A 21,578-nucleotide genomic window follows, 5' to 3' on the forward strand; every position below is an offset into this window, starting at 1 on the left:
AGCAATTATCCCCGCTTAGCACCTCGACCTCCACGACGAGACTCCGTGTGTTTTTTGAGTGAGGCGAGCTTATCTTCGCTATCCTTTAAGAATTTGTTCATTTTGGATTCGAAGCTTTCCACTCGTTTGCGTGGTTGCGGACGGTTATTTTTCTCATTGGCTTTCTTGATGGATAGACCAATTTTACCGTTCTTCTCTACATTTAATACTTTTACGGTGACCTCATCACCGACAGAAAGGTGTTCGTTGATATCTTTAACATAACGATCAGCGACCTCACTAATATGAACCAAACCTGTTGATCCATCTGGTAGCTCTACAAAAGCTCCAAAATTTGTAATGCGGGTTACTTTTCCGCTTAGCTTGCTGCCTACTTCGACTGACATAAAAAAAATGCTCCTCCTTAAGAATTTAAAAGTATATTCTAATACATTATATATATGGGGTTCAAAAAGTGTCAATAAGAAGGCTCTTCATCAGGTAATTTAAAGATGATTTCACCGTCTTTTGAGAAAAAGTAATCTTTCCTGGCAATTTGAAGTAAATAATCAATGTCACTCAATTTTTCTACTTCTTCTTTTAATGTTTCGTTTCTGTTCGTTAATTGTGTCATTTTTTCATTTAACTGCTGGTATTCCGCTTGCTTTTCTTGCATTTGAGCACGTTGTTGGAAATGGTATGTTGTCATACCGCCACAAATCAATACAAAAAGAAAGACGAAAGCAATCAGACGACGAAAGAGAAGTTTTTTTTCGCGTGACTTTTGGGCCATTTGTTTTTCCTGCTGCTTAGCATAAGTAGAATTTATTTTTGCGATATTATCTTTATTGCGTTCTTTTCTTCTCTCCATAGTATCTGTCGCCTCCTATCTTTTCATCATTTCTTTCATGCGGAATAATAGCTTATCTTTTATTCTACTACACTTTTTCAGAAAAGAAATACCACTTCGCTTGATTTTTTCTGGAATTAGTGGTTCGACCAGCCACCAAATAATTTTACCTATCAAAGCTATGATCTTTCGAAGGATATAGAAGATGAATACAACTAGTGTGAATAATTGTATAAGGATCCACGTAATCGGTTGAAAAACAACTCGATTAATAATTCTCAATATTATCCCGAAGAAGCCTTTTACAATACGTACCAACTTGTCCAATAACCATAAATACGTCCGTTGCAGTAATGCATAATAAATTGAGATGCCGAGTAAAATAGCTAAAAATAAATAAAATTTCAGAATTCCGCCATTGATTTGATATAAGAAGTAAAAGAGGACACAGGCTTCCGTTAAAAAGAAAACGACATCAACGCCGATTTGTCGCCAAAAAGAGGCGGGCCGGAATAATTGCTTGTACGTATCAAATGTAAGTGCTGCTTGAATGCCGCCAGCAACCATCACGGCCATGGATAAAAATTGCACGCTTAGCGTCATTTGAATAGCTTACCTAATAGACTCTTGGATTGCTTCTGATCTTCATCGATGTAACTAAATGAGGCAATCCTACCTTGAATGGTCAAGAGTCCTTGTTCGACATTCAAATTTTTCATATGCAGATTGTGGCCTTGAATGACGAGATAGCCTTGTGTCGTTTTCAATAAAAATTCTTCCGTATCAAAACTATCAACATCTTCCACGCCTTGCACTTCAAGCTTTCTCCGATTGACTAGCTTTAACTCGTGATCCTTTTGCTGGCTTCTCCCTTGATTATACATTGGTTTTTCATATGGCATGTCCTTTCCCTCCTATCAGTATAAAATATGAGGGAAATCTATAAAACATGCCTATAATCTATTCATCAGCTTGAATTCTTTCTTCATTGACAACTGAGTATAAGTTTTCTGCTTGTTCTTTGTTGACCTGTTCCCGCAAATCCTCTATTTTAATCGTTAGTTTTTTCTGAGCAAAATGAATCGTCATCTCATCACCAACTTGCAGGTTTGATGATGCCTTAGCCGGTTGGCCATTCACTTTGATTCTACCTTTACCAGCGATTTCTTTAGCAACTGTTCGTCGTTTAATAATACGGGATAACTTCAAAAATTTATCTAAACGCATATTATTCCTCTCCTTTTCGTAACTCCTTTGCTTGTTTCCAGTAGTCCTCCATAACCTCTAAAGGTAGATCCGCGAGTTCATCTCCGTTTTCTTTTGCGATGGATTCAATATATTGAAAACGATTCTTGAATTTTTGGCTCGTCCGATGAAGAGCGACTTCTGGATCAATGGAAAGCAACCGAGCAACATTCACTAGTGAAAACAGTACATCTCCGAATTCCAGTTCTATTTCATTAGTATCTTCTTTCTGGATAGCTTCTTGTAATTCCTTTATTTCTTCTTCAACTTTTTTAAAGGCAAGCGTTGCATCACCCCAGTCAAACCCTACTTTTGATGCTTTTTTCTGCATTTCTTGCGCATAAAGTAAGCGAGGTAATGCTTCCGAGATCCCTTCCAATATCGTATCCTTTTTCGGTTTCCCTCTACTTTTGATTGCTTCCCAGTTCGACGTGACTTCATCCGCTGAACCAACTTCAACGTCCCCGAACACATGTGGATGCCGCTCAATCATTTTTTCGGTAATCGACCGGATGACATCGTCAACAGAGAAAAATCCACTGTCTTCTCCTATTTGGCTATGCAGCATGACTTGAAGCAGTACATCGCCAAGTTCTTCTGCTATATGGTCGTCATCTTCTTCCTGTATGGCGTCGATGACCTCGTATGCTTCTTCAATCAAATACGGACGAAGCGATTCATGGGTCTGTTTTCGATCCCATGGACATCCGTTTGGTCCACGAAGTGTTGCGATCACTTCCCTTAAGCGATCAAACGTATGTGTTAAATGCTCACTTGATTGGGGTGCAACATATAAGGTCGTCAAATCACTAAAAGTACCTTCGCGGTCGAGCTCATATAAAGGTAGTGTCGAGACTTTTTCATCGTTACTTCCTGCAGCATCGACAATCGTTACCGGATAATCTTCCGGCAAGTCCTCCATTAACGTCAGCTTAATGTCCGAAGCGACAAAAGAATCGTACACTTGAGCAATTAATAAGTGATTTGTCAATTGAATGGAAGACCGCTCTAATGCTGTTCCGTCGAGTAATTGAAAGCCCTCAATTGGATCAATTTCCAACGCATTGAATAATGAATCTAAAAAACTTTGGCCGCCGTGAAATTTGATATGAAGATGATCGCTTTTATGTTCCAACAGTAATTGCACCGTTCGTTCTGCAACAAATGGATGTCCAGGTAATGCATAAACAATGTCCTGCCGTTGTGCCGCTTCGACTAATTGTTTCGTGATGTCTCGATAAACATCTTCAAATTGTTCATGTTTCTCATAGACGTGATCAAAACTTTTAAACGTCATCCCCTCTTGTTCCAACTCTTTAATGACAGGATGTTGGTTCGTTCGAACGAAAACTTCTGTTTCTACATTTGTTAAAAATCGATAAATCCCTATGGGTAATTGGTCAAGCGTACCTGCACCCAGACCAATCACGTGAATTGTTTGACTCATTACGTTCACCTGCTTCTTTTTAGTATGTTTTGTAAAAGACTTTTAGGAAAAAGCTTCATGGCCCACGTCATAATTAACACCATCATGACTCCGATGAAACTTAATAGAATTGTCGGCACAATCAAAAATAAACGCGTTGCATGTATGGAAAAAAGTTGTGCGCCTAAAACAACAATGACATACATGAAACCGATTGTGATCATTGCTTTTACGTAAAATAATAAATCCAAATGTATCCCAGCCCGCTTCAGCCAAATCCAACCATAAATAATGACTAAAGTCGTCGCTGAAAGGATTGAAGCGATACTGGCGCCTAGTATGCCATAGATCGGGATCAACCAAAAGTTGCAAGCAATTTTCACGGCAAACATCAATACAATCCATTTAAATTGCTGCTGTTTATAGCCTGTACTTTGCAATAAAACGGAGAAGGTAATGATTAAAGACAATAAAAAGACGAGAAGCATCAACCACTGGATAGCTGTTGTCCCTTGCTGGTCCAAGTAAAATAAGGGATTTAAAAATGGCATAATGGCGATTAACCCAGCTGATGCTGCCAGGGAGAAAAGAAAAGTCATTTGGATTGCTTGCACCGCTTCTCCCTGTTTTCGTTTTGATTGTAAGCTTGGAATCAAAGCAAATGCGAGGGATGAACCGAATACTAACCCTAACTGAATCATCGGATTTCCACGGTCAAAAATTCCCTTTTGCACTTTAGATTCTTCGAAAGACCATCCATGCTCCTGCAGAAGTGGAATCATTGTCATCACATCGACAGCTTGGAAAATTAGGTGAAGAACATACGTCAAACTGTAAATGAACACGCCAGCAAAGAACCACTTAGCTGTTTGCCTGAACGGAATCTTACTAGTTGGCGTCTCCATTGAGTTCTTTCGAAGAAGAAATTTGATACCTAAATAGATGACTGCAACAAACGTACCGATGATCGTTGCCAGTGCAGCAAGCGTTCCGAGTTCATATAATGAACGATTCGTTGAAACGACATAAAATGTAATGCCGATAATTAAAATAACGCGGACAAATTGCTCGACAACTTGTGAAATGCCTACCAAATGCGTTTCTTCATAGCTTTGAAAATAGCCCCGCAACAGTGAGATCATCGGAAGCAGTAAAAACATAAAACTGCTCATTTGTATAGGTTTGGTCAGTTGCAGATCACCCATCAGCAGCGCCCACGTTTCTGCAAATAAGTAAATTCCCAACCATGACAAAATCCCAAGTCCTGTCAGCAAATAAAAGACCCGGGTGAACAGTTGCCGCGACGGTTGGTCTTCTGAAAACTGCTGTGCGACTGCGCTTGGAATGCCATACAGCGATAAGATGATGGCTAGTGAGAGCAAAGGATAAATTTGCTGATATACATATAAGCCTTCGTCTCCAGCAATATTCTGCAAAGGAACGCGGTAAATCATGCCCAATATGCGACTGATGAACCCCGTAATCGTAAGGATGATTGCGCCCCTCATCCATTTATTTGTTTCACTCATAAAAACTTCACTTCCAACAATAATTCAATCTTTTAGGACGTTTGAGTCTCCTTTTACTTTATCATAGTTTGAAGCGTGAAGAATCTCTTTCTTTGGTTGATGGATGAAGCATAGTTACACGCGTTCTTTGAACAGTCAACGCAATGATTTGAACGGTCACGCACGCTTTTTGAACAGTCAGCCCGACACTTTGAACAGTCACGCGCATTTTTTGAACGGTCACATGCATTCTTTGAACGGTCACACACGCTTTTTGCACAGTCAGCGCGATGTCTTAAGCGATGAGAACGTTTCTGTAAACATGCAAAAAGCCTACCGGACTTTTCCAGCAGGCTTTAATGAGTTTTATTCCATTTGGCGGGCAAGGAAGCTGGCAGCAGTTTGGCAAAGTTTTATTTCCACGTCGGTGACAGAATCTTTATCTGTAAATAAGATGATACTTCCGACAGGGTCGCCATTAGAGATGATCGGTTGAATTAAATAGGATGCTACTTTCTCTTCAATTCCATCGACGATTTCCAATGTGTATTCATTCTTCTCGACAACCGCTTCTCGGTCTTCCATTGCTTTTTCAATTAGTTCTCCAATGTTTTTATTCAAGTACTCTTTTTTACTGACTCCCGCCGTCGCAATAAATTCATCCCGATCTGCAATGAGAATTTTTTGCCCAACTGCTTCAAAAAGCGATTGTACATATTCATCGGCGAATTCACTAAGCTCATTAATCGGAGAGTATTTTTTTAAGATAACTTCTCCTTCACGGGCAACAAAAATCTCGAGAGGATCTCCTTCCCGAATTCTCAATGTTCGCCTGATTTCTTTCGGAACAACAACTCGTCCGAGGTCATCAATACGGCGTACAATTCCTGTTGCTTTCATCTTCGAATCCCCACTTTCTTTGATGTACTTGCATGGGTGAAGCCTTGCTAAAGGATTCCTGGCTAAATCACCTGCTAGTAATTGTTAGTATAAAACAGTGGCGATGAACTATTCATTGTTTGATGAAATTTTTGCCTGATGAAGCTTAGATAGGAAATCTTCAAGTTGATCGTGACGAATTGTTTTATTTTGTCTGGAAAACTGGAATACAATTTTCAATTGTCGCCCTTCTGTTCCCAATTGGATGGTTCGCCCATATTCGTTGGCTAACTCAAATAGCTTTGCACCATCAATTTGTTGGCTTTGTTCAGCTTCCATGAGACATTCGATTTTTTGTTTCGACTCATGGATCGATTCAATTTTGTTCTCTTTTCCATGTAGGCGTATTCTTGAAATTTGCAGTAAGTTTCCGACTTCATCTGGATACTCACCGAAACGATCTAATAATTCGTCATTCAAATCGTACGTTTCTTGGATAGATTCCAAAGCTTGAATGCGTTTGTACATCTGAATTTTTTGTCCTTCATCTTGAATATAAGATTCAGGAATATAGGCGTCCAGGTCGAGACCAATTTCAACTTCAAATGGTTTTGCTTCTTCATAAGAAACCCCTTGTTGTTTGGCACGAACCGCATCATTCAGCATTTGTGAGTACAAGTCAAAACCAACGGAATCGATAAATCCGTGTTGCTCCGTTCCAAGAAGGTTTCCGGCACCCCGAATCGATAGGTCACGCATGGCGATTTTAAAGCCACTTCCGAGCTCGGTAAATTCCTTAATGGCTTCGAGACGCTTCTCAGCGACTTCAGACAGAACTTTATTTTGTTGATAAGTAAAATAAGCATAAGCTAATCGATTCGACCGACCGACACGACCACGGATTTGATAAAGTTGGCTTAATCCCATTTTATCTGCATCATTCACAATTAAGGTGTTCACGTTCGGTATATCAACACCCGTTTCAATAATGGTCGTACTGACTAATACATCCGCTTCACCTTCTAAAAACTCCAGCATGATGTTTTCTAACTGACGTTCATTCATTTGACCATGGGCGTAAACCACACGTGCATCTTCAACGAGTTCATTGATTTGCGCAGCGACACGATCAATCATATCGACTCGATTGTATAAGAAAAATACTTGGCCGCCTCTCGCCAATTCTCGCTCAATGGCATCCCGAATGAGTAGTGGATTATATTCCACTACGTATGTTTGAATTGGAAAACGGTTTTCCGGTGGGGTTTCAATAACAGAAAGATCACGCACCCCTACCATCGACATGTGCAACGTTCTTGGAATTGGTGTCGCTGTCAACGTTAATACATCGACATTTGTTTTCAGTTGTTTAATTCGCTCTTTGTGTTTCACGCCAAAACGTTGTTCTTCATCGACGATCAATAGGCCCAAATCTTTAAACACAACATCCTTGGATAAGACACGATGCGTTCCAATGACGACATCAACCAACCCTTTTCGGAGTTGATCAATCGTTTCTTTCTGCTGCTTCGGTGTTCTGAACCGACTAAGCAGACCGACGTTTACGCCGAATTCCTTAAAACGTTCTTGAAACGTTTCGAAATGCTGTTGTGCCAAAATGGTTGTCGGAACTAACACAGCTGCTTGTTTTCCTTCGACAATCGCTTTAAAGACTGCTCGAATGGCAACTTCTGTCTTCCCGTAACCAACGTCTCCACAAAGTAGACGATCCATCGGTTGCGTTTTTTCCATATCACTTTTAATCTCTTCGATACAACGAAGCTGATCTTCCGTTTCTTGATAAGGAAAAGCCATTTCAAAGTCTTTCTGCATTTCTGTATCTGGACCAAACTGATGACCCTGAGCTGCTTCACGCTCAGCATAAAGCTTAATTAGATCGTCGGCAATATCCTCTACAGAAGACTTGACCCGCGACTTGACCTTTTTCCATTCGCTGCCTCCCAGTCGGTATAGCTTCGGTTCTTTTCCTTCCGACGCAACATATTTTTGAACTTGATCGATTTGATCAGTCGGAACAAAAAGCTTGTCGTTTCCTGAGTACCGAACGACCATATAATCTTTATGAAGTCCGTTGACCTCTAACGTTTCTATGCCAAGATACTTCCCGATTCCGTGACTGTTGTGAACGACATAATCGCCTTTATTCAATTCTTGATAGCTTTTTATTCGTTCAGCATTCGAGACTTTTTGACGCCTGCGTTTTTTCGGTTTTTTCTTTTTAAATAATTCTTCCTCTGTTAAAACAGCTAGCTTGTACGCCGGCATCTCAAAACCTTCGTTCAAGTCACCTTGTAAAACAACTGGCTCTTCAAGTGGAACGCTTATAGGTCGAATACCAACTCTTGCAGCAATGCCGTAATCATCGAGCACACGAAGAACACGGTCGACTCGCTCTTCGTCCGCCGCATAAATGATTACCGAAAATCCCGCTTTATTCCAGCGTTTCATCTCACTTTTCAACAGGTTCATTTGACCATGAAACTGTTGCATTTGACGACTGGAGATGTTTACTAAATTATCGGGTTTCGTATTTGGTATATGTCTTAAAAATAAAGAGAGATAAATTCGTTGATGATCGATCTTTTCAAAAACTTCTTCCCATGTAAACGAAAATGTTAAATCTTCCACAATCATCCGTTGATCGAGTAAGTCTGTATGCCAAGTAGCTTCTTCACGGTCTAACCGTTCTGCCGTCTCTGTGATTCGGCTCATTTCATCGAATATAAATAAGCTGTTCTTCGGAAAATAATCTACTAAACTATAAACATCCTCATAAAGCAATGATAGATACTGATAGATTCCATCAAACGGCTGTCCTTCTTTTAATCGTTCAATATCATGCGATAATTGCTCGTTCAATTGCTGTTTCTCTTGGTCAGAATGAATATTTTTCAGCGATTTTTGCAGGAGTTTTTCTAGCTTGTCACCTGCTTTTTTCATTTGTTCATCCGTAAAGATCCATTCTTCCGTTGCGGTGATTTCGATTTGGTTCAATTCTTCAATGGAACGTTGCGAGCCAACATCGAAGTACCGGATCGATTCAACTTCGTCGTCGAACCATTCAATCCGGATCGGATAGACATTCGTCAAAGGATAGATATCAATGATGCCCCCACGCTTACTTGCTTCTCCAGGTGAAGAAACCATATCCGTCACTTTATAACCCATGGTAACGAGACGCGCCATTGTATCGTCCAATGAATACTCTTTTCCTGTTTCAATGGTGAGAGACAAGTCACTGGCTGTTTGCTTCGGTGGCATGAGCCGTTTCAACCCAGCAACAGGGACGATGAAAATTCCATTTTCTTTCTCTTGCCAGCGGTTTTTCGCCTCAATCCGCTGTGATTTCAATTCAGGGGAGGCAGTCATAATCTCAGCGGGCAGCATTTCGTTAATCGGGTATAAATACAATTGATCTGGGTTTTCCGTCAACCCTTGTAGATCATCGTATAACTGTTGCGCTTGATTCAATTGAGGCGTGACGACGACTACCAGACGATTCGTCGACTCATGAGCCATAACCATTAAAAAGTTACGTAACGAGTTCGTTAACCCGGAAACAAGCTGTTCACGCATTTCACCCTTAATCCCATTAATTATATGTACAAAATCATCTTGTAAGCTTAAATAATCCTTTAATCCTTTCATCTGCTCTCCCCCTAGCTCGATACGTCCCTCTTCGGATTCATTGAATGGAAAAATGCTTTGGCGTGTACCAAAGCTTAGTGAATAAAATTATCATTTTCAAATAAACCCGGGTTCTGCGTGAGTGTTTCTTCACATGTTTCGCAAACCAATTGTAGCATCAAATCACCTTGCTGATTTTCTTTCATCATATGATTCGATTCCTCTGTTGATAACTCTTGATTCAATAAATCGAATACACGCGGATGCTCTTTCAACTCACCCATAGATTCTCCACAATGCCGACATGTCATCTGAATCGCCATCGATATCTCCTCCTCATCATAAGCTAGTGACTAGCTTTTCCAAGAAGAAGCAAATTTATTCTGTCGGTAAGTCTTCAAACGGTTTTTAATTAAACTGATTCATCACTTCCGGAAATGCCGTATCCATCCATGCTTCACAAGCATCATAAGTTTTCACGATGGATGAGTTGATCGTTTCCTTTTCTTGTTTGGAAAATTTACTGAGCACATAATGGACGATATCGATATTTGTGTCAGGTCTGCCGATTCCAAAACGGACTCGGTTAAATTCCTTTACCCCAAGATGCTCGATAATATTCCTCATACCATTGTGACCACCATGGCCTCCTGTATGTCTAAGACGGATTTTACCCGCCGGAAGATCCAAGTCGTCGTAAATGACAAGCAAGTTCTTAGGATCGATCTCGTAAAAATCCATTGCCTGTCTGACGGATTGGCCGGATAGATTCATAAAGGTTTGTGGTTTAAGTATGAGCACCTTTTCTCCTTGCCAGTTTTCAACAGCATAATGGGCTTCAAACTTCCCTTTTTTAAGCTTCCAGCCATTCTGCTTCACCAAGTAATCAATCACGTCAAATCCGATATTATGTCTTGTATGCTTATACTTTAAGCCTGGATTCCCTAACCCAACAATACATTTCATGACTGTCTTTATCTCCTTTTTGTCCATCGACTAACAATCGTTAAACAGCGATTATCCTACCCTCAATGGGCCATACCATCTTATTCAAGTTTACCCTGAGAAGCTTCGTGCCATGCCAGTCTAATTGAAAAAAATGCAACATGAAAACAGATCGAAGCGCCATATCGTGCTCCGATCTGTTTCATTCATGCTATGAAGACGGACTTATTTTTCTTCCTCTTCATCATCTTTAGCATCAACCAATTCTGGTTCTGCTGGCTCCTCGCCATCATCTTCTGTTTCAACTTCCTCTTGCTGTGGTGGTAAGATCGTAATGATGGTCGTTTCATCGTCGTCCATGATCTCGTAGTTTTTATCACCTTTAAGATCGCCAACAGTGATGACATCGCCAATGTTTAACTCAGAAATATCGATCAAGATCTCTTCAGGAATATTTCCTGGAGTCGAACGAATATTCAAGACATGCATTGGTTGCTGTCTGACACCACCGTCTTTTTCACCAATCGCTTCTCCGTCAAGGTTGATGGAAACTTCCACATCTACTTCTTGAGACATGTCCACCATATAGAAATCAACATGCGTCAATTCGCCTTTGATTGAATCTTGTTGATAATCATATAACATGGCATCATAAGCATTCCCATTATCTAATTTAACAGAGAATACAGCGTTCCTACCTTCTTCACGTACCTTTTTGATTAAATCGATTCCATCTACAGAAATATTAACAGGCTCTTTCCCTTTTCCATATAAAACGCCTGGGATTTGACCTTCGCCTCTCAATTTTTTTGTATTGGAAATACGTAAATCTGTTCTTGCTTTACCTTCGATTGTTGCAGCCATAATTTTTCACTTCCTCCATAAATAATTTCCAGTATATTTGTATTCTTCTCTATTATAACCTTTTAGACAGCTTTTTTAAAATTTTAGCTTATTTGAATGAAACCTTAGTTAAATAATGTACTGATTGAACGGTGCTCGTGTACACGCTTAATCGATTCCGCAATTAACTCACCAACAGAAAGTTGTTTGATTTTGTTTGAAGTAATTTGCTCAGTCAATGGAATTGTATTCGTCACAATCAATTCCTTGATTGGTGACTGATCAATTCGGTCATTTGCCGGACCGGATAATACCGGATGCGTACAGCATGCGTAAACTTCCTTCGCACCGCTATCCAACATAGCGTCAGCTGCCAATGTAATGGTTCCCGCTGTATCGATGATATCATCGATTAAAATCGCTGTTTTGCCTTCAACTTCACCTACAATGTTCATGACCTCTGCCACGTTCGGTTGTGGACGTCTTTTATCAATAATTGCAATCGGTGCTTTCAAACGGTCGGCTAGCTGTCTTGCACGTGTTACGCCCCCATGATCTGGAGAGACAACGACGACATCTTGCAGTTGCTTTTCTTCAAAATATTGACTTAAAATCGGCATGCCGAATAGGTGATCAATTGGAATATCAAAGAAACCTTGAATTTGAGCCGCATGAAAGTCCAATGTAATCAGTCGATCGGCACCTGCTTTTTCAATTAAATCGGCGACCAATTTTGCGGTGATCGGTTCACGGGATCTTGCTTTTCGATCTTGTCTTGCATAGCCATAATATGGTGTGACAACATTGATTGTACGAGCGGAAGCACGTTTTAATGCGTCAATCATAATCAATAACTCCATTAAATGCTCATTTACCGGGTTGGAAGTCGACTGTACAACGTATACATCACAGCCCCGCACACTTTCTTCGATATTGATTTGTACTTCACCATCACTGAAGCGCTTCACAGAACTTTTACCTAATTCCACACCGATATGATCAGCAATTTCCTCAGCAAGCTTCGGGTTTGAATTTAATGAGAACACCTTTAAAAATTCATCTTGATATTGACGAGTCATATTGAAACCTCCAACCAATTATTTTTTATTTAAACGCTCAACGTAACCTTCTTTATTTACTTGACGTGCACGGGCTATAGACAATGCTTTCTCAGGGATGTCTTTCGTAATCGTTGAGCCAGCAGCCACATAGGACCCTTCTTTTAGTGTAACCGGTGCAACTAAATTCGAATTACACCCGATAAATACGCCATCTTCTATAATTGTTTTATGTTTGCTTTTTCCATCATAATTGACGGTAATTGAACCACAACCAACATTCACATCATCGCCGATTTCTGCATCACCAAGATACGATAAATGGGAAGCTTTACTATTCTGTCCCATCGTCGTTTTCTTGATTTCCACAAAGTTACCGACTTTTACATCATCCTGGAGCGTACTCTCTGGACGAATATGTGCGAACGGGCCAACTTTTACTTGGCGGCCAACCTTACTTTCTTTCAGTACACTTTGGTGAATCTCCGTGCCTTCACCAATCTCACAGTCGATGATCTCACTGTTTAACCCGACATAAACATCGGATTGAATCGTCGTTTTCCCTTGAATCCGACAACCTGGTTCGATGACGACATCCGGTTCAATTATGACATCAGGGCCAATATATGTCTGATCGGGGTCAATTAACGTCACACCGTTTTTCATATGTTTTTCGTTAATTCGCTTCTGCATCAGTTTTTCTGCTTTGGAAAGCGCCAAACGATCATTGACTCCAATCGTTTCTTTATCGTCAGGAGTTAAGTATGCAGTCACCTTTTTTCCTTCATCTTTAGCAATCTCTAATACATCAGGCAAATAATACTCACCTTGCGCATTCGAGTTGGATACATTCTTTAACGCTTCGAACAACATTTTATTATCGAAACAATACGTACCGGTATTGATCTCAGTCAGTTGTTTTTCTTCATCAGTTGCATCTTTATCTTCAACAATTTTGGCTACTTCATTTGATTCATTACGTACAATACGACCATATCCTGATGGATTTTCAAGTTCAGTCGTCAACACAGTTACGGCGGATTGTTCTTTCTCATGATGTTGCATTAATTGCTTCAATGTCTCTGCTGTCAGTAGCGGGGTATCTCCACAAACGACAACGGTCGTTCCTTCATTATTCCCAATGAATGGATCGGCCATTTGGACCGCATGACCTGTTCCAAGCTGTTCCTCCTGCAGTGCATATTCACTACGGCTTCCCAGCTGTTCTTTAACTTTTTCAGCTCCATGGCCTACTACAGTAATCAGTTGGTTTAACTGCAACTCATCCAGCTGATCGACAACATGCTCGACCATCGGCTTCCCACAAACGGGGTGCAGCACTTTATATAACTTCGATTTCATGCGTGTTCCTTTTCCCGCTGCCAACACGACAGCATATCTATTCGCCATAATTTCCCCTCCATACATAGGCATACATTATGAATATATCTTAAATAAAAAGTCGTTGCAACTGATGACAAGAAGTTCCAACAACTTCTTTTCCATCAACAAAAAAGAAGCCTATTCATTTACTTCATGAATAGACTTCTTATTCAACTCTTTTTTAGGAAGCTCCTGCTTCTTCAAGCTCAGATTCTTCTCCAACACGATGGTATTCTTCCAATACAGCATCTTGAATTTTACCTCGTGTATCTGAGTTGATTGGATGCGCGATATCTCTAAACTCTCCATCTGGTGTACGTTTACTTGGCATAGCAACGAACAAACCATTGTTTCCGTCGATCACACGGATATCATGGACGACAAATTCATCGTCCAATGTAATGGAAGCGATTGCACGCATACGACCATCAGTGTTCACGCGGCGTAATCTTACGTCGGTAACTTGCATTATGTATCACCACCTTTAATGAAAACTGCGCTTACGAGAGATCCGTAAGCTTGATCGGTTTCTCCATTCTTTTTAAACAAAGAATACGACTTATTATTGTCAATTCAACATTCTATCGATAAATCCTTCTTTTTATTAAAAATAATTTAAAAAATTATTGCATGGATGGAAACTACTTACGAGGCTGGGACAAAATCTTTAAAGTTGACTCAGATACGAACATTCTATTTTAGTGTGCTGGAAATACCCGCTTCGAAAATATACTGCGCTAAGTTAGATTGTTATTCATGTTTGTGAGTTTATCACTTTGATTTGTCCTAGCCTCTATATGTTACCAACAACCCAGTTGTCTTTTATGAACTTCTATAAACGATTATTCAAAGTAATTCCCACGGACAACTTGAATACGGCCTTCACGCTCATTGACTTCTTGAAATTTCAACAGGGAGATATAATCATCCACGCGACGGTCTTCTTCATCATCTTCAGCCTCCGCCAATACCCCGATTCCTTTGACGGTTGCATTAAATTCATTCATCAGGCTAACCATGCCATGAATGGTGCCTCCTGCTTTCATGAAATCATCTAGAAGGATTACATTCGAGTTCTCTTGAATGCTCCGTTTCGATAAAACCATCGTCTGAATTTTTCTAGAAGAGCCAGACACATAATTGATACTCACGGTCGAACCTTCCGTCACTTTCGGATCTCGTCTAATAATGACAACAGGAACTCTTAATACATCTGCAACAGCGTACGCGAGCGGAATCCCTTTCGTCGCAACCGTAACGACGTAATCGACATCATACGCTTTGAATGCTGCGCCAAACATTTTCCCGATAATGCGTAGTTGTTTAAGATCACCGAGCAGATCACTCATATAAATGTACCCGCCAGGCAAGATTCGTTTAGGATCTTCTAAAAGTTCAATAATATCATCAATCTTCTTTTTACTTAAGTCCATGTGATAATCCGGAATGTATTGAACCCCTCCGGCTGCACCAGCCGATGTTTGCAGCCGTCCAATTCCTAATTGATCAAACATGGCGTCAATAATATCCAAATCCTCACTGATCGATGATTTTGCCGCTTCAAACCATTGCACGAAAAAAGGCAAAGAAATATGTGTATAAGGGTTTTCTTTGAAGTAGTCAGTCATCGCCACCAGTCGTTCGCTTCGTCTCATTACCTTTCCACCTTTTTATTGCCGAATATTAATTAATAATATATCACTTAATGTTTGGGTTTACTAGGATTACTGGGTATTTTAACGGTATATAGTTAATCCGTTAAGGCACGGACTAAATAAACTTCTTGGCAAAAGCCCCTTAACCCATTTACGGTCCGTTCAGCTTTCGAAAGATGCTCGGTCAATCCGTATACAGTCGGTCCACTACCACTCATTAACACACCTTCCAAACCTTGCTTTTGCATAAATGTCTTTATTTGATGAACTTCTTGATGCATGGCGACCGTAATTGGTTCCAATACATTTTCTAGATGGTTACATAACGATTGGAAATCTTTCTTGCGAAGAGCATTAGCCATTGACTCTGTATCCGGATGCTCGATCTGATCTACATTCACGTTTCCGTATACATCTTTTGTCGATACGCCGATATTTGGTTTTGCGAGCACAACCCAACAAGGCGGGGGAGACGGTAAAGTGGATAGCTTCTCTCCCCTCCCTCTCGCAATTGCTGTTTTTCCCGACACACAAAACGGTACATCGGAGCCAATTTCCTCACCGATCTTTTGAAGCTGTTCAGTGCTCTGCCCAAGATTGAACAACCGATTCATGCCTCTTAGTGCAGCTGCTGCATCACTACTTCCGCCAGCAAGCCCTGCAGCAACAGGTATTTGTTTATCAATCGTTATTTTCACACCTGATTGAATCCCGAATTTTTCTCGCATCAAGGCAACCCCTTGATAAGCAAGGTTTCGTTGATCATTTGGTACGTATCTTTTTTCGGAAACAATCGTGATGGACGGATCGTTTGTTTTCTCAAACGTGAGTCGGTCTGCAAGGTCAATGGATGTCATAATCATTTCAATTTCGTGATACCCATCGTCTCGTTTATATAAAACGTCTAGCGTTAAATTGATCTTCGCCGGCGCTTTTTCAAAAATCATTGTTTCACCTTCTGCATCATTAATTTCTTTGATTGTATCACATACAAGAAACCATTTATAAAGAAAAAGAGCAAATGATTTTATTCAGTTTTTTTAGATGATTCATGTTATGTAACTTTAAGATTTCAAGCTCCCATTTTGAATGTGGCCGACATAGAAAATCGGCCACAGTTCAACTGAACCGTGACCGATGCAATCATTAGGGGGACATGCAGTCGGAGGAGAAAATTTACAATTTGTTTTTCGTGTTCTCCTCAGCCATTTCAATCGCTCGCTTTACCATGTTACCGGCATCGCGAGACTTGATGCCTCCCCATCCTTCTTTTTGAACCGTGTCGTAAATCCCCATTTCCTTTGCGATCTCCTCTTTCAAGCGATCAGACATGATGCCTTTTCGTCTACTCAATGATCACAACTCCTTTTCGGTTTTATTTACGACAGGCTTAGTATATGTATTTCCGGAAACATAAGACATGTAATTATTGGTGATATCATCATTGAATTTCATGAGAGACAATCACTTGAGGGGGGGATAGCTGGAGGACGATTTTCAAAACTAGTCCGCGTAAACATAAGAGGTCCCACAGTCAATTGCTGCAGGACCTCTTATGCTTGCTCTCCGTTAAGCCATTTTACTGACTTCATCTGTGAAGGTAATCTCTACGGTTTCTGTAAGTACGTCTGCATAGCTGTAAGAGACTCTTTCAAAAGAATGCTCATCCTGGTCTAGCTCAACGATAAAAACAGATGGGTACGTTTCTGCCAATACGCCAAACCGCTCAATCGTTTTGCGTCGACCACCGTTTGCTTTCAATGTTAATTGCTGCCCGATCTTAACATCCAAAGCTTGTTTAATTTCAGCCAAAGTTTTTCCCATACGACTCCACCTCACTAAGTGCTATCTTAACACAAAATGGCTTGGAAGTCAAAAAGTATTTAATTATATCAACATTCCAGCCATGGTGTCAACATAAATTTACGAACTATATTTTAACATTTCCCATTTAGCCAAATTCATGCATCAGAAATTCCGTTGGGGGTTCTTGTTTTATTCATCTGTGTTGGCTTTTTCATGTGTTTTAGGTAATTTTTTCATATATGGTAACCCAGTTCGAAAAAGACCTCTCGTCTCCAATCCACCGATTCCTTTTTCTTGCGTAACGGTCTTTTCGATGACGTCGTAAATATCTACTTTTTCCATAAAAGGTGTATAACCAACTTTGGCTGCTACATATACAGGATCTAATGCATGGATATTGATTCGCGTCGGTGAGCTGGCAAAGTTCGCTCCAGCTCGAATTAATGACTCAAAGTGGGATTGACAAGCGCCTGCAAAAATCACGAGCTGATCTAGGTGGGAAACCTTTTTTCTTGCGGCACGTACCGCTTCAACAAAATAGCGGCTATTACGATATGCACGCAAATCCACTTCTTCTCCTTTTTGCTTTGAATAAGAGTCATGGCCGGTCAAAACTAAAATGTCCGGCTGAACTTTTTCAAGCAATTCAGCCACTTGATGCGGCATCTCGCTTTCTTTTACATGCGCTCCATGTACTTGAAGCCCAAGTTTCTTATAAAGAAGTACACACTTTTTCAAGAATAACGCATCACTATCCATGTGAAGGACTTTGGGGCATATTTGGAACCTAGGTGCATCTTTGACGGAAATTGGCTGTGAGTGGTCTCTGAAGGACCTTAAATAGTAATCCTGTCTGAACAGTCTGTAGGATTCATGCTCTTTATGAATGATTGATTGTTCCACACGCTTTTTTTCTTCTTGAATGACTATCTTCAAGTCATCAATCGGTGCATCGACCTCAAGGCGAAAGTTTTCACCGTATAATTGAACTTGGTCTTGATCGATCGATTGGACGCGAAACAATAAATCATGATCATAAGAGTATCTTGTGACAATATCGCCTCTTTGAAGATTCATGGATGTCTCTCCCTCGTAATAGGCTCTCTGACTATCCTATTGAGGGAGCAGATGAATTGTTACACTTCTAACGCTTCTTTCATGAATTTTGTCAGTGTGGAGAATTCCTCCATCGACAAAGATTCACCTCGACGCGAAGGTTCGATTGCCGCTTGATTGAACACGTTCTGTAATTGTTCTTTGGAAACTCGGTCTTGAAAACCTTTTTGAAGGTTATTTTTCAACGTCTTTCTTCTTTGTTGAAAGCTTTTCTGAACGACTTCGAAGAACAACTCTTCATCGGTCACTTCAACGGGAGGCCGGTCACGTTTCACCAATTGTAAGATCGCTGAATCAACGTTCGGCTGTGGGATGAAGCAAGTCTTCGGAACGGTCATGACTACATTGGATGTCGTATAATATTGGACGGCAATCGACAATGATCCATATTCTTTAGAATTAGGCTTCGCTGCCATTCGTGCCGCGACTTCTTTTTGCATCATCACGGTTATGGAGTGAATGGGTGAGTTTTCCATCAATAATTTCATTAAAATTGGTGTCGTAATGTAATATGGTAGGTTGGCTACAACGCGAACATCAGAAGCTTGTGGCATCTTTTCGGCTATGAACGCATTCAAATCCACCTTCAAAATATCTTCGTTCATCACTTGGATATTTTGAAAGCCTTGCAATGTATCGTTTAATACCCCAATAAAACGCTGGTCGATTTCAATGGCAAAAACTTCTTTCGCTTTTAATGCCAACTGCTCCGTCAATGCACCGATCCCTGGACCGATTTCAATCACTGTCGTATCATCAGTTACACCGGCTTTATCAACAATCTTCTTTAAAATATTGGCATCAATCAAGAAGTTTTGGCCTAAACTTTTCTTAAAGGATAGCTTATGCTTGTCCATAATCTCTTTGGTTCTGGAATACGTCGCAATCGGTTTGCTCATGAATTGTTCCATCCTTTATCGATTTCATTCTGAATAATTTCTTTCATTGCCGCTTCGAACTGATATTCATCTATGGCAAACATGCTCAATCGTTTTTCCAATTGCTTGGCATTGGCATAGCCAATTTTTAAATGGTTGCCGAGCTTCATTCGTCGGTCTTTTGCTTTAGGACCACCAATTAAGCCATAGTGAAGTAAATACGGTCGCCAATCAATTGAATCCTTCATTTCTTGTCGTACCGTATAAACATCTTTTAGCGCTTGCTGAATATCCTCGATATGAGCATGCTCAATCCCTAAACCTTTTCTTTTCCCCTTAGCCTTAGCTTTTTCCTTTGGTAAAAAAGCATGCTTACACCCAGGGATATAGGCATCAATCAACCGTCTGAGTCGCTCTCCGGGATAGTCTGGATCGGTAAAAACGATGACTCCTCGTTTTTCCTTAGCATGTTTGATTTGCTCTAATGTATGTTGATTTAATGCAGAGCCATTCGTTTCGATTGTATCGGCATCGACGGCCAATTTGATTCGAACGGTATCATCTCTGCCTTCAACTACAATTACTTCTTTTATTTTCATATAAACCCTCACTGAATAAAAAATATGTAAGTCTAAAAAACATCACATAAAAATGAAGAGGCTGGGACAAAACTTTTAAAGTTGACTCAGATACGAATGTTCTAATTTAGTGATACGGAAATATCCGCTTCGGAAATATACTCCGCTTTTACCCAAAGGGCATAAGGCGACATCTGCGGTAAACCGCAGTGTCTTCTATATCGCGGGCAGCTGTTGAGCCTCCTCGTGCTTCGCACTGCGGGGTCTCACCTAGGCTTTTGCTCCCGACGCCCAGGACGGGCTAGTGTCAACGTTGGCCACAAGACGTGGCCGTATTTAGTTGACCGCAGAAGTCTCCGTATATTTCCTACGCTAAGTTAGATTGTTATTCGTATTTCTGAGTTTATAACTTTGATTTGTCCCAGCCACTTCATGAGTTTTTTTATTAATATACTTTAATTCGGACTGTTTTTCTTCCGAATGATCTTGCTTTCTCATAAGAAGAAAAATGAATGTCAATTTTCTTTCCGTTAATCGCTCCACCTGTATCGCCAGCAATCGCCGTCCCATAACCTTCAACCCAAACTTTCGAACCTAATGGGATGACGTTAGGGTCAACTGCGATAACCTTAGGATTCGAACGTAAGTCAATTCCTGTTGCTGTATGTGTTCCTAATGACGGATTGTTCGTTGAATAGGCCGTTGCCTGAACAACCATCGTTTTGCCCGTTTCTTGCTTTGTATCTTTCGTTTCAATTTTAGACTTAGACTCAGACTTAGCGGATGTTTGTTGAACATTGGATGATTTCTTCGCAACAGTTCGCTTCGGTGGCTCCTTCGTTCCTTGGGCAACCACTCGATTTTGACTTTCTTCCGTGATTTCTTCCTTCACTAGCTCACGGGAAACTTCTTCGCCGTTCTTATACGTGATTTCAAAGGTTTGAACCTTTTTTCCTTCTTTACCTTGTTGTACGATACGTGTTTTTCCTTTTTCTAATGAATCATCGCTTTCCGTTTCCGTATTGAACGGAATGATTTCATCATATGTCTTTCTCTCTTTATCAACTCGAGTAATCGTAATGGTTTCTTCAGAGTCAAGTTTTTTAGTCGGCTCCATGTTGAGCTGATCATGGTCTGAAAGCTTAATTCCCTCTTTTGCAAGAAGTGATTGAATCGTCTGACCTGTCGTCATGACGGTTTTCTTCTCGCCGTCATCATTAATGACGACTTCAAAAGCTTTCGATATCGCTAAATGACGACCGTCACTTAACTCTTCTTCTAATTCAAAAGAAAGGTGATCATGTTCACTGATCTTGATATTTTCTTCTTCTAAAAACTCATCCGCCGTATCTGCTAACGTATGATAAGTTTCAGTTTCATCATCAACTGTGACGACCACTTCGTTGGCATAGTCTAGTTCAATCTCCATGCCATCTTCCACTTCTTTTGTAAGATCCTCGGAAAGATAGTCATGTTCGTCCTTTTCAAGACCCAGTTCATTCAATACGTCCTCAACTGTTTCAGCCATTGTGTTCGTATGAAACTCTTCTTCATCGGCCACGACAGTGACTTCTTTTTTCATAGATTCATAGACAATAAAAAATAATGAGGCCATAGCAACTACTGTTAAAGATAAAATGACCATGCCTTTAACGCCAAATCGTTTTGGAGCTGAATTCTTAGCATTCATAAACGAGCCTCCTATACGCAATTGATTATAGGCATACCCAAAAAGGAAGTCAATGAACAACCACATTACAAATTCATTACAATACTGAAAC

23 protein-coding genes are annotated in these 21,578 nt (G+C 40.4%); all 23 read right to left on the reverse strand.

From position 1 onward, the window contains the following. Positions 1–5: 5 nt before the first annotated feature. Complete coding sequence (locus FPQ10_RS09570; protein WP_144163292.1) at positions 6–386, reverse strand: S1 domain-containing RNA-binding protein; 381 nt, start codon at positions 384–386, stop codon at positions 6–8. Between the two features lie 71 nt (positions 387–457). Continuing rightward, positions 458–850 carry an FtsB family cell division protein gene (locus FPQ10_RS09575; protein WP_144163293.1) on the reverse strand — a complete coding sequence of 131 codons (393 nt, stop codon included), beginning with the start codon at positions 848–850 and terminating at the stop codon, positions 458–460. 15 nt (positions 851–865) lie between these two features. Beyond that, positions 866–1,432: a spore cortex biosynthesis protein YabQ gene (gene yabQ, locus FPQ10_RS09580; protein WP_144163294.1), complete on the reverse strand. Its 567-nt coding sequence runs from the start codon at positions 1,430–1,432 to the stop codon at positions 866–868. Further along, entirely contained in the window at positions 1,429–1,731 is a 303-nt protein-coding gene (gene yabP, locus FPQ10_RS09585) for a sporulation protein YabP (protein ID WP_144163295.1), read from the reverse strand. The genes yabQ and yabP overlap by 4 nt, the downstream gene beginning before the upstream one ends. 58 nt (positions 1,732–1,789) lie before the next feature. After that, positions 1,790–2,056 carry an RNA-binding S4 domain-containing protein gene (locus tag FPQ10_RS09590; RefSeq protein WP_144163296.1) on the reverse strand — a complete coding sequence of 89 codons (267 nt, stop codon included), beginning with the start codon at positions 2,054–2,056 and terminating at the stop codon, positions 1,790–1,792. Between the two features lies 1 nt (position 2,057). Further along, a complete protein-coding gene (gene yabN, locus FPQ10_RS09595; RefSeq protein ID WP_144163297.1) occupies positions 2,058–3,521 on the reverse strand; it encodes a bifunctional methyltransferase/pyrophosphohydrolase YabN in 1,464 nt (487 codons plus the stop codon). Positions 3,522–3,526: 5 nt separating this feature from the next. Further along, entirely contained in the window at positions 3,527–5,029 is a 1,503-nt protein-coding gene (locus FPQ10_RS09600; protein WP_144163298.1) for a polysaccharide biosynthesis protein, read from the reverse strand. Positions 5,030–5,374: 345 nt separating this feature from the next. After that, complete coding sequence (spoVT, locus tag FPQ10_RS09610; RefSeq protein ID WP_144163300.1) at positions 5,375–5,908, reverse strand: stage V sporulation protein T; 534 nt, start codon at positions 5,906–5,908, stop codon at positions 5,375–5,377. Positions 5,909–6,016: 108 nt separating this feature from the next. Next, positions 6,017–9,556 (reverse strand): transcription-repair coupling factor, encoded by a 3,540-nt coding sequence (gene mfd / locus FPQ10_RS09615; protein WP_144163301.1) that lies wholly within the window; start codon positions 9,554–9,556, stop codon positions 6,017–6,019. Positions 9,557–9,630: 74 nt separating this feature from the next. Then, positions 9,631–9,858 carry an anti-sigma-F factor Fin gene (locus FPQ10_RS09620; RefSeq protein ID WP_144163302.1) on the reverse strand — a complete coding sequence of 76 codons (228 nt, stop codon included), beginning with the start codon at positions 9,856–9,858 and terminating at the stop codon, positions 9,631–9,633. Positions 9,859–9,943: 85 nt separating this feature from the next. Then, entirely contained in the window at positions 9,944–10,501 is a 558-nt protein-coding gene (gene pth / locus FPQ10_RS09625) for an aminoacyl-tRNA hydrolase (protein WP_144163303.1), read from the reverse strand. A gap of 204 nt (positions 10,502–10,705) precedes the next feature. Next, positions 10,706–11,344, reverse strand: a complete 639-nt coding sequence (locus FPQ10_RS09630) for a 50S ribosomal protein L25/general stress protein Ctc (RefSeq protein ID WP_144163304.1) — start codon at positions 11,342–11,344, stop codon at positions 10,706–10,708. A gap of 104 nt (positions 11,345–11,448) precedes the next feature. Beyond that, positions 11,449–12,402 carry a ribose-phosphate diphosphokinase gene (locus tag FPQ10_RS09635; protein WP_144163305.1) on the reverse strand — a complete coding sequence of 318 codons (954 nt, stop codon included), beginning with the start codon at positions 12,400–12,402 and terminating at the stop codon, positions 11,449–11,451. A gap of 18 nt (positions 12,403–12,420) precedes the next feature. Continuing rightward, positions 12,421–13,791 carry a bifunctional UDP-N-acetylglucosamine diphosphorylase/glucosamine-1-phosphate N-acetyltransferase GlmU gene (gene glmU / locus FPQ10_RS09640; protein ID WP_144163306.1) on the reverse strand — a complete coding sequence of 457 codons (1,371 nt, stop codon included), beginning with the start codon at positions 13,789–13,791 and terminating at the stop codon, positions 12,421–12,423. A 154-nt stretch (positions 13,792–13,945) separates the two neighbouring features. Continuing rightward, positions 13,946–14,233 (reverse strand): septation regulator SpoVG, encoded by a 288-nt coding sequence (gene spoVG / locus FPQ10_RS09645; RefSeq protein ID WP_144089365.1) that lies wholly within the window; start codon positions 14,231–14,233, stop codon positions 13,946–13,948. 373 nt (positions 14,234–14,606) lie between these two features. Further along, on the reverse strand, positions 14,607–15,419 hold the full coding sequence (gene purR / locus FPQ10_RS09650) for a pur operon repressor (RefSeq protein ID WP_144163307.1): 813 nt from the start codon (positions 15,417–15,419) through the stop codon (positions 14,607–14,609). Positions 15,420–15,514: 95 nt separating this feature from the next. Then, entirely contained in the window at positions 15,515–16,366 is an 852-nt protein-coding gene (gene ispE / locus FPQ10_RS09655; RefSeq protein WP_144163308.1) for a 4-(cytidine 5'-diphospho)-2-C-methyl-D-erythritol kinase, read from the reverse strand. A gap of 229 nt (positions 16,367–16,595) precedes the next feature. Beyond that, the gene (locus tag FPQ10_RS09660; RefSeq protein ID WP_144163309.1) at positions 16,596–16,772 is read right to left on the reverse strand and encodes a small, acid-soluble spore protein, alpha/beta type; all 177 of its coding nucleotides are present in this window, start codon (positions 16,770–16,772) and stop codon (positions 16,596–16,598) included. Positions 16,773–16,988: 216 nt separating this feature from the next. Further along, on the reverse strand, positions 16,989–17,243 hold the full coding sequence (gene veg / locus FPQ10_RS09665; RefSeq protein ID WP_144089361.1) for a biofilm formation stimulator Veg: 255 nt from the start codon (positions 17,241–17,243) through the stop codon (positions 16,989–16,991). Between the two features lie 171 nt (positions 17,244–17,414). Beyond that, on the reverse strand, positions 17,415–18,302 hold the full coding sequence (gene yabG / locus FPQ10_RS09670; RefSeq protein ID WP_144163310.1) for a sporulation peptidase YabG: 888 nt from the start codon (positions 18,300–18,302) through the stop codon (positions 17,415–17,417). A gap of 59 nt (positions 18,303–18,361) precedes the next feature. Beyond that, a complete protein-coding gene (gene rsmA / locus FPQ10_RS09675) occupies positions 18,362–19,240 on the reverse strand; it encodes a 16S rRNA (adenine(1518)-N(6)/adenine(1519)-N(6))-dimethyltransferase RsmA (protein WP_144163311.1) in 879 nt (292 codons plus the stop codon). Continuing rightward, positions 19,237–19,818 (reverse strand): ribonuclease M5, encoded by a 582-nt coding sequence (gene rnmV / locus FPQ10_RS09680; RefSeq protein WP_144163312.1) that lies wholly within the window; start codon positions 19,816–19,818, stop codon positions 19,237–19,239. Before rnmV ends, rsmA begins: the two co-directional genes overlap by 4 nt. A gap of 424 nt (positions 19,819–20,242) precedes the next feature. Then, positions 20,243–21,487 (reverse strand): G5 and 3D domain-containing protein, encoded by a 1,245-nt coding sequence (locus tag FPQ10_RS13450; RefSeq protein ID WP_186278634.1) that lies wholly within the window; start codon positions 21,485–21,487, stop codon positions 20,243–20,245. Positions 21,488–21,578 lie beyond the last annotated feature (91 nt).

Source organism: Allobacillus sp. SKP2-8 (assembly GCF_007559355.1).
GTDB lineage: Bacteria > Bacillota > Bacilli > Bacillales > Alkalibacillaceae > Allobacillus > Allobacillus halotolerans.

Coding starts and splice junctions, on each gene's coding strand:
- FPQ10_RS09570 (WP_144163292.1), bottom strand. CDS start 386: ATGTCAGTCGAAGTAGGCAGCAAGCTAAGCGGAAAAGTAACCCGCATT.
- FPQ10_RS09575 (WP_144163293.1), bottom strand. CDS start 850: ATGGAGAGAAGAAAAGAACGCAATAAAGATAATATCGCAAAAATAAAT.
- yabQ (WP_144163294.1), bottom strand. CDS start 1,432: ATGACGCTAAGCGTGCAATTTTTATCCATGGCCGTGATGGTTGCTGGC.
- yabP (WP_144163295.1), bottom strand. CDS start 1,731: ATGCCATATGAAAAACCAATGTATAATCAAGGGAGAAGCCAGCAAAAG.
- FPQ10_RS09590 (WP_144163296.1), bottom strand. CDS start 2,056: ATGCGTTTAGATAAATTTTTGAAGTTATCCCGTATTATTAAACGACGA.
- yabN (WP_144163297.1), bottom strand. CDS start 3,521: ATGAGTCAAACAATTCACGTGATTGGTCTGGGTGCAGGTACGCTTGAC.
- FPQ10_RS09600 (WP_144163298.1), bottom strand. CDS start 5,029: ATGAGTGAAACAAATAAATGGATGAGGGGCGCAATCATCCTTACGATT.
- spoVT (WP_144163300.1), bottom strand. CDS start 5,908: ATGAAAGCAACAGGAATTGTACGCCGTATTGATGACCTCGGACGAGTT.
- mfd (WP_144163301.1), bottom strand. CDS start 9,556: ATGAAAGGATTAAAGGATTATTTAAGCTTACAAGATGATTTTGTACAT.
- FPQ10_RS09620 (WP_144163302.1), bottom strand. CDS start 9,858: ATGGCGATTCAGATGACATGTCGGCATTGTGGAGAATCTATGGGTGAG.
- pth (WP_144163303.1), bottom strand. CDS start 10,501: ATGAAATGTATTGTTGGGTTAGGGAATCCAGGCTTAAAGTATAAGCAT.
- FPQ10_RS09630 (WP_144163304.1), bottom strand. CDS start 11,344: ATGGCTGCAACAATCGAAGGTAAAGCAAGAACAGATTTACGTATTTCC.
- FPQ10_RS09635 (WP_144163305.1), bottom strand. CDS start 12,402: ATGACTCGTCAATATCAAGATGAATTTTTAAAGGTGTTCTCATTAAAT.
- glmU (WP_144163306.1), bottom strand. CDS start 13,791: ATGGCGAATAGATATGCTGTCGTGTTGGCAGCGGGAAAAGGAACACGC.
- spoVG (WP_144089365.1), bottom strand. CDS start 14,233: ATGCAAGTTACCGACGTAAGATTACGCCGCGTGAACACTGATGGTCGT.
- purR (WP_144163307.1), bottom strand. CDS start 15,419: ATGAGACGAAGCGAACGACTGGTGGCGATGACTGACTACTTCAAAGAA.
- ispE (WP_144163308.1), bottom strand. CDS start 16,366: ATGATTTTTGAAAAAGCGCCGGCGAAGATCAATTTAACGCTAGACGTT.
- veg (WP_144089361.1), bottom strand. CDS start 17,243: ATGGGAAAAACTTTGGCTGAAATTAAACAAGCTTTGGATGTTAAGATC.
- yabG (WP_144163310.1), bottom strand. CDS start 18,302: ATGAATCTTCAAAGAGGCGATATTGTCACAAGATACTCTTATGATCAT.
- rsmA (WP_144163311.1), bottom strand. CDS start 19,240: ATGAGCAAACCGATTGCGACGTATTCCAGAACCAAAGAGATTATGGAC.
- rnmV (WP_144163312.1), bottom strand. CDS start 19,818: ATGAAAATAAAAGAAGTAATTGTAGTTGAAGGCAGAGATGATACCGTT.
- FPQ10_RS13450 (WP_186278634.1), bottom strand. CDS start 21,487: ATGAATGCTAAGAATTCAGCTCCAAAACGATTTGGCGTTAAAGGCATG.